This window comes from Vibrio alginolyticus NBRC 15630 = ATCC 17749 (genome assembly GCF_000354175.2).
Lineage (GTDB): Bacteria > Pseudomonadota > Gammaproteobacteria > Enterobacterales > Vibrionaceae > Vibrio > Vibrio alginolyticus.
The window spans coordinates 215,504-228,807 of sequence record NC_022349.1; the positions used below are offsets into that span (position 1 = coordinate 215,504).

The 13,304-nt window shown below is 44.2% G+C and carries 17 protein-coding genes; 8 read left to right on the top strand and 9 right to left on the bottom strand.

Going from position 1 to position 13,304, the window contains the following annotated elements; translation table 11 throughout:
* Positions 1–25 precede the first annotated feature (25 nt).
* From hisH to hisIE, 4 genes are read left to right on the top strand one after another with little or no spacing between them, the layout of a single operon-like run.
* Positions 26–640, top strand: coding sequence for an imidazole glycerol phosphate synthase subunit HisH (hisH, locus tag N646_RS00925; RefSeq protein ID WP_017821716.1), 615 nt, complete (start codon positions 26–28; stop codon positions 638–640).
* A gap of 12 nt (positions 641–652) precedes the next feature.
* The gene (gene hisA / locus N646_RS00930) at positions 653–1,390 is read left to right on the top strand and encodes a 1-(5-phosphoribosyl)-5-[(5-phosphoribosylamino)methylideneamino]imidazole-4-carboxamide isomerase (RefSeq protein WP_005390889.1); all 738 of its coding nucleotides are present in this window, start codon (positions 653–655) and stop codon (positions 1,388–1,390) included.
* The gene (gene hisF, locus N646_RS00935) at positions 1,372–2,145 is read left to right on the top strand and encodes an imidazole glycerol phosphate synthase subunit HisF (protein WP_017821717.1); all 774 of its coding nucleotides are present in this window, start codon (positions 1,372–1,374) and stop codon (positions 2,143–2,145) included. The genes hisA and hisF overlap by 19 nt, the downstream gene beginning before the upstream one ends.
* Positions 2,142–2,777, top strand: coding sequence for a bifunctional phosphoribosyl-AMP cyclohydrolase/phosphoribosyl-ATP diphosphatase HisIE (hisIE, locus tag N646_RS00940; protein WP_017821718.1), 636 nt, complete (start codon positions 2,142–2,144; stop codon positions 2,775–2,777). Before hisF ends, hisIE begins: the two co-directional genes overlap by 4 nt.
* Before the next feature lie 280 nt (positions 2,778–3,057).
* Here hisIE and N646_RS00945 read toward each other — a convergent pair whose 3' ends face one another.
* The 4 genes from N646_RS00945 to N646_RS00960 form a co-directional block, all read right to left on the bottom strand.
* Positions 3,058–3,573 (bottom strand): YchJ family protein, encoded by a 516-nt coding sequence (locus tag N646_RS00945; protein WP_017821719.1) that lies wholly within the window; start codon positions 3,571–3,573, stop codon positions 3,058–3,060.
* An 80-nt stretch (positions 3,574–3,653) separates the two neighbouring features.
* On the bottom strand, positions 3,654–4,868 hold the full coding sequence (locus N646_RS00950; protein ID WP_017821720.1) for an EAL and HDOD domain-containing protein: 1,215 nt from the start codon (positions 4,866–4,868) through the stop codon (positions 3,654–3,656).
* A gap of 98 nt (positions 4,869–4,966) precedes the next feature.
* Complete coding sequence (gene lpxH / locus N646_RS00955) at positions 4,967–5,704, bottom strand: UDP-2,3-diacylglucosamine diphosphatase (protein ID WP_017821721.1); 738 nt, start codon at positions 5,702–5,704, stop codon at positions 4,967–4,969.
* Positions 5,705–5,764: 60 nt separating this feature from the next.
* A complete protein-coding gene (locus N646_RS00960; protein WP_005378156.1) occupies positions 5,765–6,259 on the bottom strand; it encodes a peptidylprolyl isomerase in 495 nt (164 codons plus the stop codon).
* 202 nt (positions 6,260–6,461) lie between these two features.
* Here N646_RS00960 and cysS point away from each other — a divergent pair, with 202 nt between their 5' ends.
* On the top strand, positions 6,462–7,844 hold the full coding sequence (gene cysS, locus N646_RS00965; protein WP_017821722.1) for a cysteine--tRNA ligase: 1,383 nt from the start codon (positions 6,462–6,464) through the stop codon (positions 7,842–7,844).
* Between the two features lie 87 nt (positions 7,845–7,931).
* Positions 7,932–8,510: a thymidine kinase gene (locus N646_RS00970; protein ID WP_005378154.1), complete on the top strand. Its 579-nt coding sequence runs from the start codon at positions 7,932–7,934 to the stop codon at positions 8,508–8,510.
* A gap of 60 nt (positions 8,511–8,570) precedes the next feature.
* Here the strand turns inward: N646_RS00970 and N646_RS00975 are convergent, their stop codons facing one another.
* Genes N646_RS00975 through N646_RS00985 form a run of 3 tightly spaced genes read right to left on the bottom strand, consistent with a single transcriptional unit; the run spans position 8,571 to position 10,930 of the window.
* Positions 8,571–9,209, bottom strand: a complete 639-nt coding sequence (locus N646_RS00975; RefSeq protein WP_017821723.1) for a YdcF family protein — start codon at positions 9,207–9,209, stop codon at positions 8,571–8,573.
* Positions 9,206–10,033 (bottom strand): NAD-dependent epimerase/dehydratase family protein, encoded by an 828-nt coding sequence (locus tag N646_RS00980; RefSeq protein ID WP_017634682.1) that lies wholly within the window; start codon positions 10,031–10,033, stop codon positions 9,206–9,208. Before N646_RS00980 ends, N646_RS00975 begins: the two co-directional genes overlap by 4 nt.
* An 18-nt stretch (positions 10,034–10,051) precedes the next feature.
* On the bottom strand, positions 10,052–10,930 hold the full coding sequence (locus N646_RS00985) for a LysR family transcriptional regulator (protein ID WP_005378151.1): 879 nt from the start codon (positions 10,928–10,930) through the stop codon (positions 10,052–10,054).
* A gap of 89 nt (positions 10,931–11,019) precedes the next feature.
* Between N646_RS00985 and N646_RS00990 the strand changes: the two genes are divergently transcribed.
* Positions 11,020–11,466, top strand: coding sequence for a PACE efflux transporter (locus N646_RS00990; protein WP_005378150.1), 447 nt, complete (start codon positions 11,020–11,022; stop codon positions 11,464–11,466).
* Between the two features lie 43 nt (positions 11,467–11,509).
* Here the strand turns inward: N646_RS00990 and N646_RS00995 are convergent, their stop codons facing one another.
* The gene (locus N646_RS00995; RefSeq protein ID WP_005378148.1) at positions 11,510–11,743 is read right to left on the bottom strand and encodes a TIGR02647 family protein; all 234 of its coding nucleotides are present in this window, start codon (positions 11,741–11,743) and stop codon (positions 11,510–11,512) included.
* 299 nt (positions 11,744–12,042) lie between these two features.
* Here N646_RS00995 and focA point away from each other — a divergent pair, with 299 nt between their 5' ends.
* Entirely contained in the window at positions 12,043–12,903 is an 861-nt protein-coding gene (gene focA, locus N646_RS01000) for a formate transporter FocA (protein WP_005378146.1), read from the top strand.
* A gap of 85 nt (positions 12,904–12,988) precedes the next feature.
* Here the strand turns inward: focA and N646_RS24745 are convergent, their stop codons facing one another.
* Positions 12,989–13,126, bottom strand: a complete 138-nt coding sequence (locus N646_RS24745; protein ID WP_005378145.1) for a hypothetical protein — start codon at positions 13,124–13,126, stop codon at positions 12,989–12,991.
* Positions 13,127–13,304 lie beyond the last annotated feature (178 nt).

The window sequence follows — 13,304 nt, forward strand, 5'->3', positions numbered from 1 at the left end:
GCTAACGTTAGCAAGGAGAAAAACAGTGACAGAACAGAAAGTTGTCATTATCGATACTGGCTGTGCCAACGTTTCTTCGGTGAAGTTTGCCATTGAACGCCTAGGCTATGACGTAACGATTTCAAAAGATCCGCAAGTCGTATTATCCGCAGATAAGCTATTCCTACCGGGTGTGGGAACCGCCAGCGAAGCGATGAAGAACCTAGAAGAGCGCGATCTGATCAGCTTGGTAAAACAGGTAGAAAAGCCATTACTAGGTATCTGTTTAGGCATGCAACTGTTGGGCAAAGTGTCTCAAGAGAAAGGGCAGAAAGCCGACGAGTTAGTTGAGTGTCTTGGACTTTGTGATGGCGAAGTGAAGCTACTACAAACTGGCGATTTGCCGTTGCCGCATATGGGGTGGAACACGGTCTCTGCAAAAGCAGGTAATCCACTTTTCAAAGATATTGAAGAAGGAGAGTATTTCTACTTCGTGCACAGCTTTGCGATGCCTGTTGGGGATTACACGATTGCGGAATGTGAATACGGCAACCCGTTCACAGCAGCAGTACAAAGCGGTAACTATTACGGCGTGCAATTCCACCCTGAGCGTTCTTCAAAAGCGGGCGCGAAGCTTATTCAAAACTTCTTAGAATTATAAAAGGGATTTAGTGTGATTATTCCAGCTCTTGATTTAATTGAAGGACAGGTGGTTCGCCTTTATCAAGGTGATTACGGCCAAGTAACTGAGTACAAAGTCGACCCAGCAGAGCAGTTCAACTTGTACCACCAAGCTGGTGCTAACTGGCTGCACTTGGTGGATTTAACTGGCGCGAAAGACACGACAGCACGTCAACTTGATTTAATTGCAAAGCTACTAGCAAGCACGCCAGCGAACATCCAAATCGGTGGCGGAGTGCGCACAGAGCAAGACGTGATTGATCTGCTAGAAGCGGGGGCTCAGCGTGTTGTCGTTGGCTCAACAGCAGTAAAACAGCCAGAGCTTGTGAAAGGTTGGATGGAAAAATACGGTGCAGAGAAAATCGTTCTCGCGCTAGACATCAACATCGACCAAGACGGCACGCGTAAAGTAGCGATCTCTGGTTGGCAAGAAGATTCAGGCGTGACTATCGAAGCTCTGATCAACGATTACCTGACGGTAGGTTTGCAGCACGTGCTTTGTACGGACATTTCTCGTGACGGTACGCTAGAAGGCTCAAATGTAGAGCTTTACGTTGACCTATGTAAACAGTACCCACAAGTGCAGTTTCAATCTTCAGGTGGCATTGGCTCATTAGCAGATATCGAAGCGCTAAAAGGCAGCGGTGTGGCTGGCGTGATTGTTGGTCGTGCGCTGTTAGATGGTAAGTTCACAGCAGAGGAGGCGTTTGCATGTTGGCAAAGCGAATAATTCCATGTCTTGATGTCCGTGATGGACAAGTGGTGAAGGGCGTTCAGTTCCGCAATCACGAGATCATTGGCGACATCGTTCCTCTGGCACAGCGTTATGCGGAAGAAGGCGCTGACGAGCTCGTGTTCTACGATATTACCGCTTCAAGTGATGGGCGTGTCGTCGATAAAAGTTGGGTCGCTCGCGTTGCAGAAGTTATTGATATTCCTTTCTGTGTGGCTGGTGGTATTAAATCAGCGGAAGACGCAGCGCGCATTCTTGAGTTTGGTGCAGACAAAGTGTCTATCAACTCACCTGCATTAGCGAACCCACAGCTGATTACTGACCTTGCTGATAAGTTTGGTGTGCAATGTATCGTCGTTGGTATCGATTCATACTACGACAAAGAGACGGGCAAGTATCAGGTTTACCAGTTTACTGGTGATGAAGAACGAACCAAAGCAACGCAATGGGAAACACGTGATTGGGTGCAAGAAGTACAAAGGCGTGGCGCTGGTGAAATCGTACTGAACATGATGAACCAAGACGGCGTACGTAACGGTTACGATATTGAACAACTTAACATGGTGCGTGAAGTGTGTAACGTGCCATTGATTGCATCGGGTGGGGCAGGTGCTATGGAGCATTTCGCAGAAGCCTACCAAAAAGCAAATGTGGATGGCGCGCTTGCCGCATCGGTATTCCACAAACAAGTCATCAATATTGGTGAACTAAAGCAGTATTTGAAACAACAAGGCATTGAGGTACGACTATGAGTGTGAAAGCCGCCGAAGTAAGTTCGCTAGTTGAGCGAATCAACTGGGAAAAGGTGGATGGTCTGGTACCTGCTATCGTACAAGATTTCCAATCAAGCCAAGTGCTGATGATGGGTTATATGAACCAAGATGCGTTGGCAAAAACGGGCGAAACAGGTCAAGTGACGTTTTTCTCTCGTACCAAGCAGCGTCTTTGGACGAAAGGTGAGACCTCCGGCAACGTATTGCAACTAGTGAACATGCAGCTCGATTGCGACAACGATACGCTACTGGTGAAAGTGAATCCCATTGGTCCTACGTGTCACTTGGGTAACACAACTTGCTGGGATGTGGACCCTCAAGAGGAGTCACAAATGGTGTGGCTTCATCAACTTGAGCAGCTATTGGCTGCCCGCAAGAGTGCCGACCCAGATTCCTCTTATACTGCCAGTCTTTATGCCCGTGGCACCAAGCGTATTTCGCAAAAAGTGGGCGAAGAAGGCGTTGAAGTCGCGCTTGCGGCGACGTCGGGCGATAAGGCGGAGTTAGTGTGTGAATCAGCAGACTTGATTTACCACTTGCTGGTATTGCTTCAGGACCAAGGTCTATCGATGAATGACGTGGTGAATAAACTGAAAGAGCGTCATAAATAAGCCTGCTATAGATAAATGAAAGCCCCTATGACTCGGGAGTCTAGGGGCTTTTTTAATTTAGTGTTCTTGGTTCGGGGTAAACCTCGGCGACAGTGCGAGTGGCGATTGGATTCTGAATCACGCTCGTCCCTCGCTGTTCAGAATGACGGTATATTTTCTAATGGTGCTTGCAGTAGAGTTATCTACTTCAAATAGGTACATATATTCACATCATTTCGACAAGCCTAAGCGATGTCAAGAATCCAATTAAATCGAGTTTAATAAGCTAGGTATGGATGCTTTACCCACAACACTTTTTAAACTTTTTACCGCTTCCACAGATACACGGGTCGTTGCGACCTACTTTTAGGCTACTCACTGGTTGGTTTAGGCGAGGATCTTGTTCTGGTTCTTCTTCTAGCTCTTTTTCTGGAAACGTGCCGTCAATGTAGTACCAAAGCCCATTTTCTTTTACAAAGCGGGAACGCTCTGTCATACAGTAGCGTTTGCCGTCTTCATCAAAATAAGCGCTAAACTCTACAAAGCCTTCATTGTCATTACTGCCAGCTTCTGTTTTTACAACTTCAAGTTTGCACCAATCGCTGTCGATAGATTGGGCAATGCCTTCACGTTGCTCTTCTGCATTACAGATTGGATGATAAGTGTTGACCACGTAATCGACTAGACCTAACACATGCGCACTGTAACGAGAGCGCATTAACTGCTCTGGAGTGGTGACGTCAGCATGGTTGTTGTGGGCGATTTCACAACACTGTGAGTAGGTGCGGTTAGATCCGCAAGGGCAAGAAGAAGCCATAAAATGAAATCTCGATTAATTAAGCGGTAAAAACAAACAACCTCACAATTGCGAGGCTGGAGGTGAGGCATTATAGCGATTTAGGGCGTTTGAGACAGCAGTTCTTGAGCCCACTCGGTAGATTGATTAAAAGCGTCTGCTAATTGAGGTTCGGTTAATTTAAGAACGGTGCAATATCGCTCGGCTAACTCCCAGTCCGCTTGTTCATAGGCGATCGTCATCGAAAGTAAGTGACCAAGTACGCCTTTTCGACTGGTTAATGCGAGTTTTATATCTTCGTCAACGGGGATATCTTCAATGACATCCGAGAGCGGTTGATCGAGCAAAGATCCGAGTAAAGAAAACATGCCTGTCAAAAAAGCCTGCCCAGGGTCATACCTAGTGTTCATTTGACTAAGTAACAGTTCACACATTCGTGCACGCTGAATCGCTAAAGAGTAAAGAGAGTCAGGTTTATCTTCTTGAACAGACGCAATTGCAACTAAGGAAATAAAGCGTCGTAGTCGCTCTTCACCCAGATAAATAAGCGCCTGTCTGAACGATTTGATCTTAGTCGTTAATGTATATCCTGAATTTACGTAAGTAAGCAGCTTGTATGACAGCGTCACATCAATCGAAAACAGACGTTCAACCTCATTGAAGTCGATGGGCTTATCTGCAATCTCTTTACAAAGTTGGATGACGGTAAGAAACGCGGGGTTCAACCGTTTTTTCTGGATCATCTCAGGTTTGCTAAAAAAATACCCTTGAAAATAGTTAAAACCGGCTTCTAGGGCTTGCTCAAACTCTTCATAGGTCTCTACCTTCTCCGCAAGAAAGTCGATTTTAAATGGGCTCAACGCCTGAATAAAAATGGCAGCTTTCTTGATCGGCACAAGTCTAATATCAAACTTGATCATGGAAACGTATGGAAGAAAACGCTTCCAAGCTTTCGTCGGAACAAAATCATCCAGAGCAATTTTGTACCCGCACTCATGAAGGTGCTTGATGGCTTCTAACAGTTCTTCTGTCGGTTGGCAGTCTTCAAGGACTTCAATGACGAGAGATTCTTTAGGAAACAAAGTTGGGACCAAGTTCACCAAGCTTTGATGCGGAAAGTTAACAAAGCCAAGTTTGTTTCCTAATGTATTGTAATGCGTCGACAAAAAATGATCGGATAGCAGTCGACTAGTAGCCAGCTCTGGTTCTACTTCAGGGAAGGTATTTTTAGGGCCGTCTCGAAAGAGGAGTTCGTAACCTATGGTTCGTTTTTCTCTATCCAGAATCGGTTGGCGAGCTACGTAAGAATACTTCAATTAGGTACTTCGTTCTGTTTAACTTAGTATTATGATAATAGCGATTTTTTACAAAATATCTACGACTTGAGCGTGAATCTTCTACACGCTCTACATGCTTAACGCAAATTCTGTATGAACGGTCTCGTTTGCAGGTCAAAACTATCAGAATTTACTTTTAAAACTGAGCCTTGCGTATACCAATCCCCTAAAACAATTCGGGTCTTTTTAATGCCATCGACGTCAAAAAAATGTGTGTTCGGGCGATGTGTGTGACCATGAATCATTATGTTGACGCAGTTCTGAGACATCACTTTCTCGACCTCATTTTGGTTAACGTCCATGATATCTAATGACTTGCTCATTTTATCATCACGAATATCGGATTGAACTTTTGAGACAATTTTCTTCTTAATGAACCAAGGAATACGGTTAAACAACCATTGTAGCCATGGCTTGTGAACGGTTTTTCTAAACTCTTGGTATTTCACATCGTCAATGCAGAGCGTATCGCCATGTAGGATTACGGCTTTTTGACCATAAAGATCAATCGTGCAGACATCGTCGAGTAATGTCATACCGGTTTCTTTGCAAAAGCGTTTGCCGAGTAAAAAATCTCGATTGCCTTGGATGAAAAAAGTTGGCACACCCGCATCCGTCAGTGCTTTAAATTCTGCACGGATTTGGTCTGCAAAAGGGGTGTTGTCATCGTCACCAATCCAGAACTCAAACAGATCGCCGAGTACATAAAGTGCATCAGCTTTTGTTGCTTCTGTTCGTATGAACGTCACAAAACATTCCGTGATATCAGGACGTGATGGGGTAAGGTGAAGATCGGAAATAAATAATGTCGTCATAGAAATAAGGGGAAGCTATGCCTCCCCATTAACTTATCTTTTAAAAATAATTCCTAAGAATTACTCTTCAATTGTTGTACCAGTGATTACTACGTCTTCTAGAGGTACGTCTTGGTGCATGCCGTAAGAACCAGTGCTAACGCCTTTGATCTTATTTACGATGTCCATGCCTTCGATTACTTCACCGAACACACAGTAACCCCAACCGTCTAGGCTTTCGCTACGGAAGTCTAGGAATGTGTTGTTGTTTACGTTGATGAAGAACTGAGAGCTTGCTGAATGCGGCTCCATAGTACGTGCCATAGCAAGTGTACCCACTTTGTTGCTTAGGCCGTTGTTTGCTTCGTTCTTGATAGGTGCACGAGTCGCTTTTTCACGTAGACCAGACTCCATACCACCACCTTGGATCATGAAGCCGTCAATAACACGGTGGAAAAGCGTGTTGTCGTAGAAACCGTCGCGGCAGTACTGAAGGAAGTTTGCGCTTGTCTCTGGCGCTTTCTCTTCGTTTAGTTGAATCTTGATGTCACCAAAATTAGTGTGAAGGGTGATCATGCTACTTTCCTTTACTGTGTTGTGTTGAGCCCGAGATTCTAGCCTAAGTTCTAGTGCTTTAAAAACTCAGGAAGAGGAAATTCTTCGTTTTGTGCTTGAAGTTTAGCCGATTATCGTTTTATCGGTTAATTGCTATTACCTAACTAGGTTGGAGTTGATATACTCATCTTCTTTTATTCATTCACAATCATAGATAGAGATCATGTTAAAGATATATAACACACTCACAAGACAGAAAGAGGAATTCAAACCAATTACAGCTGGCAAAGTCGGTATGTATGTCTGTGGAGTTACCATCTACGATCTCTGTCACATTGGTCACGGTCGTACTTTCGTCTCTTTTGACGTTGTATCACGTTACCTTCGCTACTTGGGCTATGATCTGACGTTTGTACGTAACATCACAGATATCGACGATAAGATCATCAAACGTGCCGCAGAAAATGGTGAGTCTTGCGATTCATTGACTGAGCGTTTGATTGGTGAAATGCACGCTGATTTTGATGCTCTGAACATGAAACGTCCGGACGTTGAACCTCGTGCGACACAGTTTATTGCTGAAATCATCGAATTGGTTGAGAAGCTAATCGAGCGCGGTTTTGCATACGTTGCAGATAACGGTGACGTAATGTTTGAAGTGGGTAAGTTCAACGAATACGGCAAGCTTTCTAAGCAAGACCTTGATCAGCTTCAAGCTGGCGCGCGCGTTGATATCGAAACAGCAAAACGCAGCCCTCTAGACTTTGTACTTTGGAAGATGTCTAAGCCGGGTGAACCAACGTGGGAGTCACCATGGGGTCCTGGTCGTCCAGGTTGGCACATTGAGTGTTCAGCAATGAACTCTTCAATCCTAGGTAACCACTTCGACATTCACGGCGGCGGTTCTGACCTTCAGTTCCCACACCATGAAAATGAAATCGCGCAATCATGCTGTGCACACGATTCACAATACGTGAACACATGGATGCACAGCGGCATGGTAATGGTAGACCGTGAGAAGATGTCTAAATCTCTAGGTAACTTCTTTACTATCCGTGACGTTCTTGGTCACTACGATGCTGAAACAGTGCGTTACTTCCTAATGTCTGGTCACTACCGTAGCCAGTTAAACTACAGCGAAGATAACCTAAACCAAGCACGTGCTTCGCTTGAGCGCCTGTACACATCTCTACGTGGTTTAGACCTAAACGCGGCGCCTGCTGGTGGTGAAGAATACGTATCTCGCTTCACTGCAGCGATGAACGATGACTTCAACACACCAGAAGCGTACTCAGTTCTGTTCGACATGGCGCGCGAAGTTAACCGCCTGAAGACAGAAAACCTAGAGAAAGCGAGCGAACTCGGTGCGCTAATGCGTGAACTAGCTGACGTGATCGGTATTCTTCACCAAGATCCTGAAGCCTTCCTAAAAGGTGATGCGGGTAACGATGATGAAGTGGCTGAAATCGAAGCTCTGATCAAGCTGCGTAACGACTCTCGTGCTGCGAAAGATTGGGCGAATGCAGATATGGCTCGTGACAAGCTGACCGAAATGGGCATTGTTCTGGAAGATGGTCCAGAAGGTACAACGTGGCGTCGTAAGTAATTGAATTTTCATTTTTAAAGGGCTGATAATTCAGCCCTTTTATTTTCCATTTCCATAAATTAAAACTTTAACTTTAGGTAATGCTCTGTGGCTCAGATGTATTTCTATTACTCAGCAATGAATGCGGGTAAATCAACAACGCTTCTTCAATCCTCTTTCAACTATCAAGAACGCGGCATGACGCCAGTTATTTTTACGGCTGCGCTAGATGATCGTTTTGGTGTCGGTAAAGTGAGCTCTCGTATTGGTCTTCAATCTGACGCACATTTATTTCGTCAGGATACCAATTTGTATCAGGAGATCGCAGCTCTGAATGAGGTTGAAAAACGTCACTGTATTCTTGTTGATGAGTGTCAGTTCTTGTCGAAAGAACAAGTTTATCAACTTACTGAAGTCGTTGATAAGTTGCATATTCCAGTATTGTGTTACGGCCTTCGCACCGATTTTCTAGGCGAACTTTTTGAAGGCAGTAAGTATCTATTATCTTGGGCAGACAAGCTGGTTGAGCTCAAAACAATCTGCCATTGCGGCCGCAAAGCGAATATGGTTATTCGTACCGATGAACACGGCGTGGCAATTAAAGAAGGCGATCAAGTTGCGATCGGCGGTAACGATAAGTATGTCTCCGTATGCCGCCAACATTACAAAGAAGCGCTCGGTAAATAAGCCGTATTGATACATAAAAGCCACCGAACTTGGTGGCTTTTTGTTGTCGGTTAGAAAAAGTTAGACTAAGTCAAAACCAAATCGCTCGAGTAAAACCTGGTAAGAAGATTCGACTTGCTGAGGGATGTTCTGCTCGGTTTGAAATCCTTTCTCTGGATAGCTTTTTACGCGAGAGAAATCTTCCATTAGTGCTTCTAGCACCATCATTAATGGCATGTCTTCATTAATGTATTCAAAAAATGGAAGAGCCGCAGAGCTTACTTGGAGCTGAGTGTAGGGTGACTGCCACTGTTTTTCAAATGTCGCGATTGCTCTACGCTCCATAAACGGTTTTTGTACCAGAATAAACGAGGAACATTGTTTTCCTTCCTCTTTTAATCGTTGCTCAGTAAAGCGGACGTTTTCTCCGCTGTTTGTGGATTTAGTCTCGAGCAAAATTGCTTTGCTTGGAACGCCCGACAACTTTGCAATCTCGGCAAAGGTTTCTGCTTCGCTTTTTTCAAACAGTCCATCTGTGAAGCGACCTTCACCCCCTGAAAATACAATCAAAGGTGCCAACTTTTGGTGGTAGAGCTTGGCAGCGTGCTCCGCTACACGCACATCATTACTGCACATCACAAACAAACAGTCCGCAGGCTTCAGTTCATGTTTAAGTTGCATGTAATCCCAAAGCGTTTCTATATGTCTATAGAGTCTCATAGCGCATCCAAAGTTGAATTGAAGTGAAATCGATAACCAAGTGAGAGTAGTTTGTCAGCAAGAATACGCTTGTCAGCTTGCTCTGTGACGGGTGGAAGAGGTATCTCACTTCCGATTTTGTTTATGGCAGCTTGGTAGAACTCAGCCTTGCTGACAGTATGAGGTGTCGTAACATTAATGACTTGGTTGCTTAAGTTGCCTAAGGCAAATTTCGCAGCCGAGACAGCATCATCTTGATGAAGCATATTAGCTGGTGCTTTACGACTAACTTGTTGAAGCCTTGCTGCAAAGCGAGATGGGTGTCTATCTGGCCCGATTAATCCGCTACAACGTAGAATAACAAAGCTAATATTCGAGTCGATAACATGCTGCTCTGCTTGAAGCATAATACGTGCATTGTCAGAGAAATAAGGGCTTTCGGCTGCTAAAGAGATTGACGCGTCAGCTTCTTCCATATCGGAAGCAAGGTTAGGGTAAACCGTTGTAGAGCTGATCATGAGAAGTTTTTCAACGTTGTTTTGCTTAGCTGCGTTGGCAAGTATTTGCCATTGCTGTGCATATTCTTGACCGCGTCCTTTACGAAATCCTGGAGGAAAAGCACCGATAACGTGCGTAATTTGATGCTGTTTGAGCAGCTCATCTAGCCGTGCTGTGGCGTTCAATTGATTGAAATCGAACAATGCGGAGTGAGTTAATGAGGTGGGTAACTCTTTTAATCGAGTTTGGCTACGACGAGTGACAACAACATAGTGTCCATCTTTCATCAATGTTTCTGCTAGCGGAGTTCCGAGCCAGCCTGCACCTACGATCAATGTATTTGCCATTTGGGTCTTCCTACTTACTTATGTCTGCCCGAATAGGTTGAGCAGTTCTGCTTTGGCTTGTTGATGGAGGGGATCTGAATGCCATTTCTGGTGCTGAATAAGGTCAACATTGACTTGCCAAGCCAGTTTTGTGAAATCATCCCCAACTTTTTTTAATGTATTAGGTGAATACGCGACTAAATGCTGTGGTAGAAAGCACCAACCAAACCCTTTATTCGCCAATTCCAACAAAATATAGTAGTTATCAGCGTACCAGATATCTGGGCTAAATGCTTGATTGAGACCACATGGCTCTGCACTTTTGGATCGTATGACCAATTGACGATGTTGTTTTAGTTGATCAATGTGAGTGATTTGCTGCTTTGCTAAAGGATGTGTTGAAGAGACATAGACATCAAATGCAATATTGCCAAGATTGGTGAAATCGATGTGCCTTGGCATTTGTAAATCACTCAAAATAATCCCAGTCGTGGCGCGTTCCGACTTAACCAATTCAATGATATCAGGGCTTGATGCCGTTAAGCATTCAACTTGTAAGTGTGGAAAGCGTTGCTCTAACTTCTTTAGCACATCCGGCAAGCGAGTCAGAGGAATCCCTTCATCAATAGCTAAGACTAATTTGTTCGTTGGCGTGGAAAAGAGCTGCGATGCCCTATTGTTTAGGCGGTCGAGTTGGCTGATTGTTGCTTGTGCATAAGGTACGAGCGCGAGGCCATTCTCAGTTAATTTAGGGTACCTGCCTGATCGATCAAAAAGCTCAACGCCACAGTCGATCTCCATATTCATGATGTGCTGGCTCACTACAGATTGAGCTCGCCCCAGTTTTCTAGCTGCTCCTGAAAATGATCCTGCTTCTGATGTAGCAATAAAAGCTTGCAGTTGTTCGATGGTAAACATATCGCTTAAACCGATGGTATCTAACTTTTGGTTATCTAAATAATAGATAAAATTCTAAGCATTGAGTAGAACTATTTGGACAGAGAAATATGACTCGTAACGAACGAATTTTTCATGCAGTACTTTTTGAGTTAATCGCACTCGCGATTATTGTACCAGCGGCTTCATTGATCACTGGAAAGGGCTCTAGTGATCTTGCGTTGGTTGGGGTCGGGTTGAGCATGTATACCGTGATATGGAACTACATCTACAACTTGTACTTTGATAAGTGGTTTGGTGGCAATCGAGCTGAGCGAAGTTTAGCGATGCGGCTTGGACACACTGTTGGTTTCGAGGGAGGATTGATCTTTATCTCTCTACCTGTGATTGCCTGGTTCTTAGAAATTACGCTTCTTCAAGCTCTGATGCTGGAAGCCGGCTTCCTCGTTTTCTTCCTATTTTATGCTACTGGTTTTAACTGGTTGTATGACAAGGTTCAACCATTTAGCAAAATGAAAAAGCGATTATTGCCGCAGGCATCGACAGGAAAAATATAGGACTAAAAAACGCCACCGAGTTCGGTGGCGTTTTTTGTTCAAATTACACAGACAAAACTCTTAAAATCTTATCTGCATGTTCTGCAACTTCAATGCCTTCGTCTGTTAGATAACCACCGTCAGGCTGTGTACAAAGTTGCTTCTCATATAGACGAGCAACGGCTGCCTGCATTTCTTCTGACGCGTCTGTATGAACTTTAATACCAGTTGCAGCACTACTTAGGTCGAACTGAAGAAGTAGATTCAATTCGGCGATATGTTCAGCTGAATATTTCATAAATGATTCCTTTGCGCTTTTTTTACCAAGCTAGTCTGAAAAGTAGCGTTGGGCAACATTCAACGACAAGAAGTGTTAAGTATGGCGCTATCAGGCTGATATAACGCAGGATCTTTGTTCGAAAGGCCGAATACTTGTTAAGTATCAATGATACTTACGGTAGCGAATGATAGGCGCTATTTATTGCTTGATCTCCCAATAACAACGATTTTAGTAAACACGCCAAATAGAACTTGAAAAAATAGGGAAATAGAGCGATTATCCGCGCCTCTTTAAATGTTTCTAAATGTTACACCAGAATGAACTTTAATCAGTTTGACTCACTATTACCGCCACAAGCTGCGGAACGCGCGGCTGAAGTGGGGGTAGGCAAAGCAACGAAAGCTCCAATCAAATCTTTTCTGCTCGCCATTTCTGCGGGGCTTCATATTGGTATTGCTTTCATCTTCTATACCACAGTAACGACAGGCGCAGGCGAGCTGCCTTGGGGCATTACACGACTCATTGGTGGTCTGGCATTTAGCCTTGGTTTGATTTTGGTGGTGGTTACTGGCGGCGAGCTTTTCACTAGCTCTGTGCTAACACTAGTTGCGCGTGCGAGTGGAAAAATCTCTTGGCAAGCACTTATCAAAAACTGGTTGGTGGTTTACTTTGGCAATATGGTTGGGGCCATTTTGCTCGTGGCCTGTATGCTAGTTACCAAGCAATATATGTTTGATCATGGCCAAGTTGGTCTTAACGCGATGGCGATCTCCCAACACAAATTACATCATGGTTTCTTTGCTGCTGTTGCGCTTGGCATTATGTGTAACGTATTAGTTTGTATTGCAGTTTGGATGACGTTTAGTGGGCGAACATTGACAGATAAAATAGCGGTCATGATTTTGCCTGTGGCTATGTTCGTGTCGGCAGGTTTTGAGCACTGTATTGCGAACATGTTCCAAGTACCTATGGCGATTGGTATTAAGTACTTTGCGCCAGAAGCGTTTTGGCAAATGACAGGGGCAGATATTGCAAACTACGCGGACTTAAACATGATGGGGTTCATCGTAAACAACCTAATTCCTGTTACGATAGGAAACATTATTGGTGGTGGCGTATTTGTTGGCATGTGGTATTGGATGATTTATCTACGCGATGAAGATAACCATTTGCGATAAGTTTAGAAGATCACAAGAAAGGCGAACCAGATGGTTCGCCTTTCTTTTTATTTGTCTCTGCAAATGTCAAATAAGTCGAGTCATGCTAAATCAACTCTTCGTTGATGCCAAAATCGGTTGGGAGCCAATGAGAAGTTACTTCCTTTGGTTCTTGAACGAGCCAATCCAGAGGTGCATCGGACAGGAGTTCATCGTAATTTTCTTTGATCATTAAGACATCCATGTACGTCTCTCCAAGTTTGTGGTCACTGCCTTTACTATAAAATTAGAACATGTCAGTCACGTGATCAATGCATGACGATTCGATTGATCACTTATGTTGCTATGTTTCTGGTTGCGTATGGGTTTTGGGGGCTTATCCACATTTTCTGTGGATAACCTGTATCAAAGGTCGTGCGTAT

Bases quoted from the DNA above. Each gene is read 5' to 3' on its own strand.
- hisF (WP_017821717.1), top strand. From the start codon at position 1,372: ATGTTGGCAAAGCGAATAATTCCATGTCTTGATGTCCGTGATGGACAA.
- hisIE (WP_017821718.1), top strand. From the start codon at position 2,142: ATGAGTGTGAAAGCCGCCGAAGTAAGTTCGCTAGTTGAGCGAATCAAC.
- N646_RS00945 (WP_017821719.1), bottom strand. From the start codon at position 3,573: ATGGCTTCTTCTTGCCCTTGCGGATCTAACCGCACCTACTCACAGTGT.
- lpxH (WP_017821721.1), bottom strand. From the start codon at position 5,704: ATGACGACATTATTTATTTCCGATCTTCACCTTACCCCATCACGTCCT.
- N646_RS00960 (WP_005378156.1), bottom strand. From the start codon at position 6,259: ATGATCACCCTTCACACTAATTTTGGTGACATCAAGATTCAACTAAAC.
- cysS (WP_017821722.1), top strand. From the start codon at position 6,462: ATGTTAAAGATATATAACACACTCACAAGACAGAAAGAGGAATTCAAA.
- N646_RS00975 (WP_017821723.1), bottom strand. From the start codon at position 9,209: ATGAGACTCTATAGACATATAGAAACGCTTTGGGATTACATGCAACTT.
- N646_RS00980 (WP_017634682.1), bottom strand. From the start codon at position 10,033: ATGGCAAATACATTGATCGTAGGTGCAGGCTGGCTCGGAACTCCGCTA.
- N646_RS00985 (WP_005378151.1), bottom strand. From the start codon at position 10,930: ATGTTTACCATCGAACAACTGCAAGCTTTTATTGCTACATCAGAAGCA.
- N646_RS00990 (WP_005378150.1), top strand. From the start codon at position 11,020: ATGACTCGTAACGAACGAATTTTTCATGCAGTACTTTTTGAGTTAATC.
- N646_RS00995 (WP_005378148.1), bottom strand. From the start codon at position 11,743: ATGAAATATTCAGCTGAACATATCGCCGAATTGAATCTACTTCTTCAG.
- focA (WP_005378146.1), top strand. From the start codon at position 12,043: ATGAACTTTAATCAGTTTGACTCACTATTACCGCCACAAGCTGCGGAA.
- N646_RS24745 (WP_005378145.1), bottom strand. From the start codon at position 13,126: ATGGATGTCTTAATGATCAAAGAAAATTACGATGAACTCCTGTCCGAT.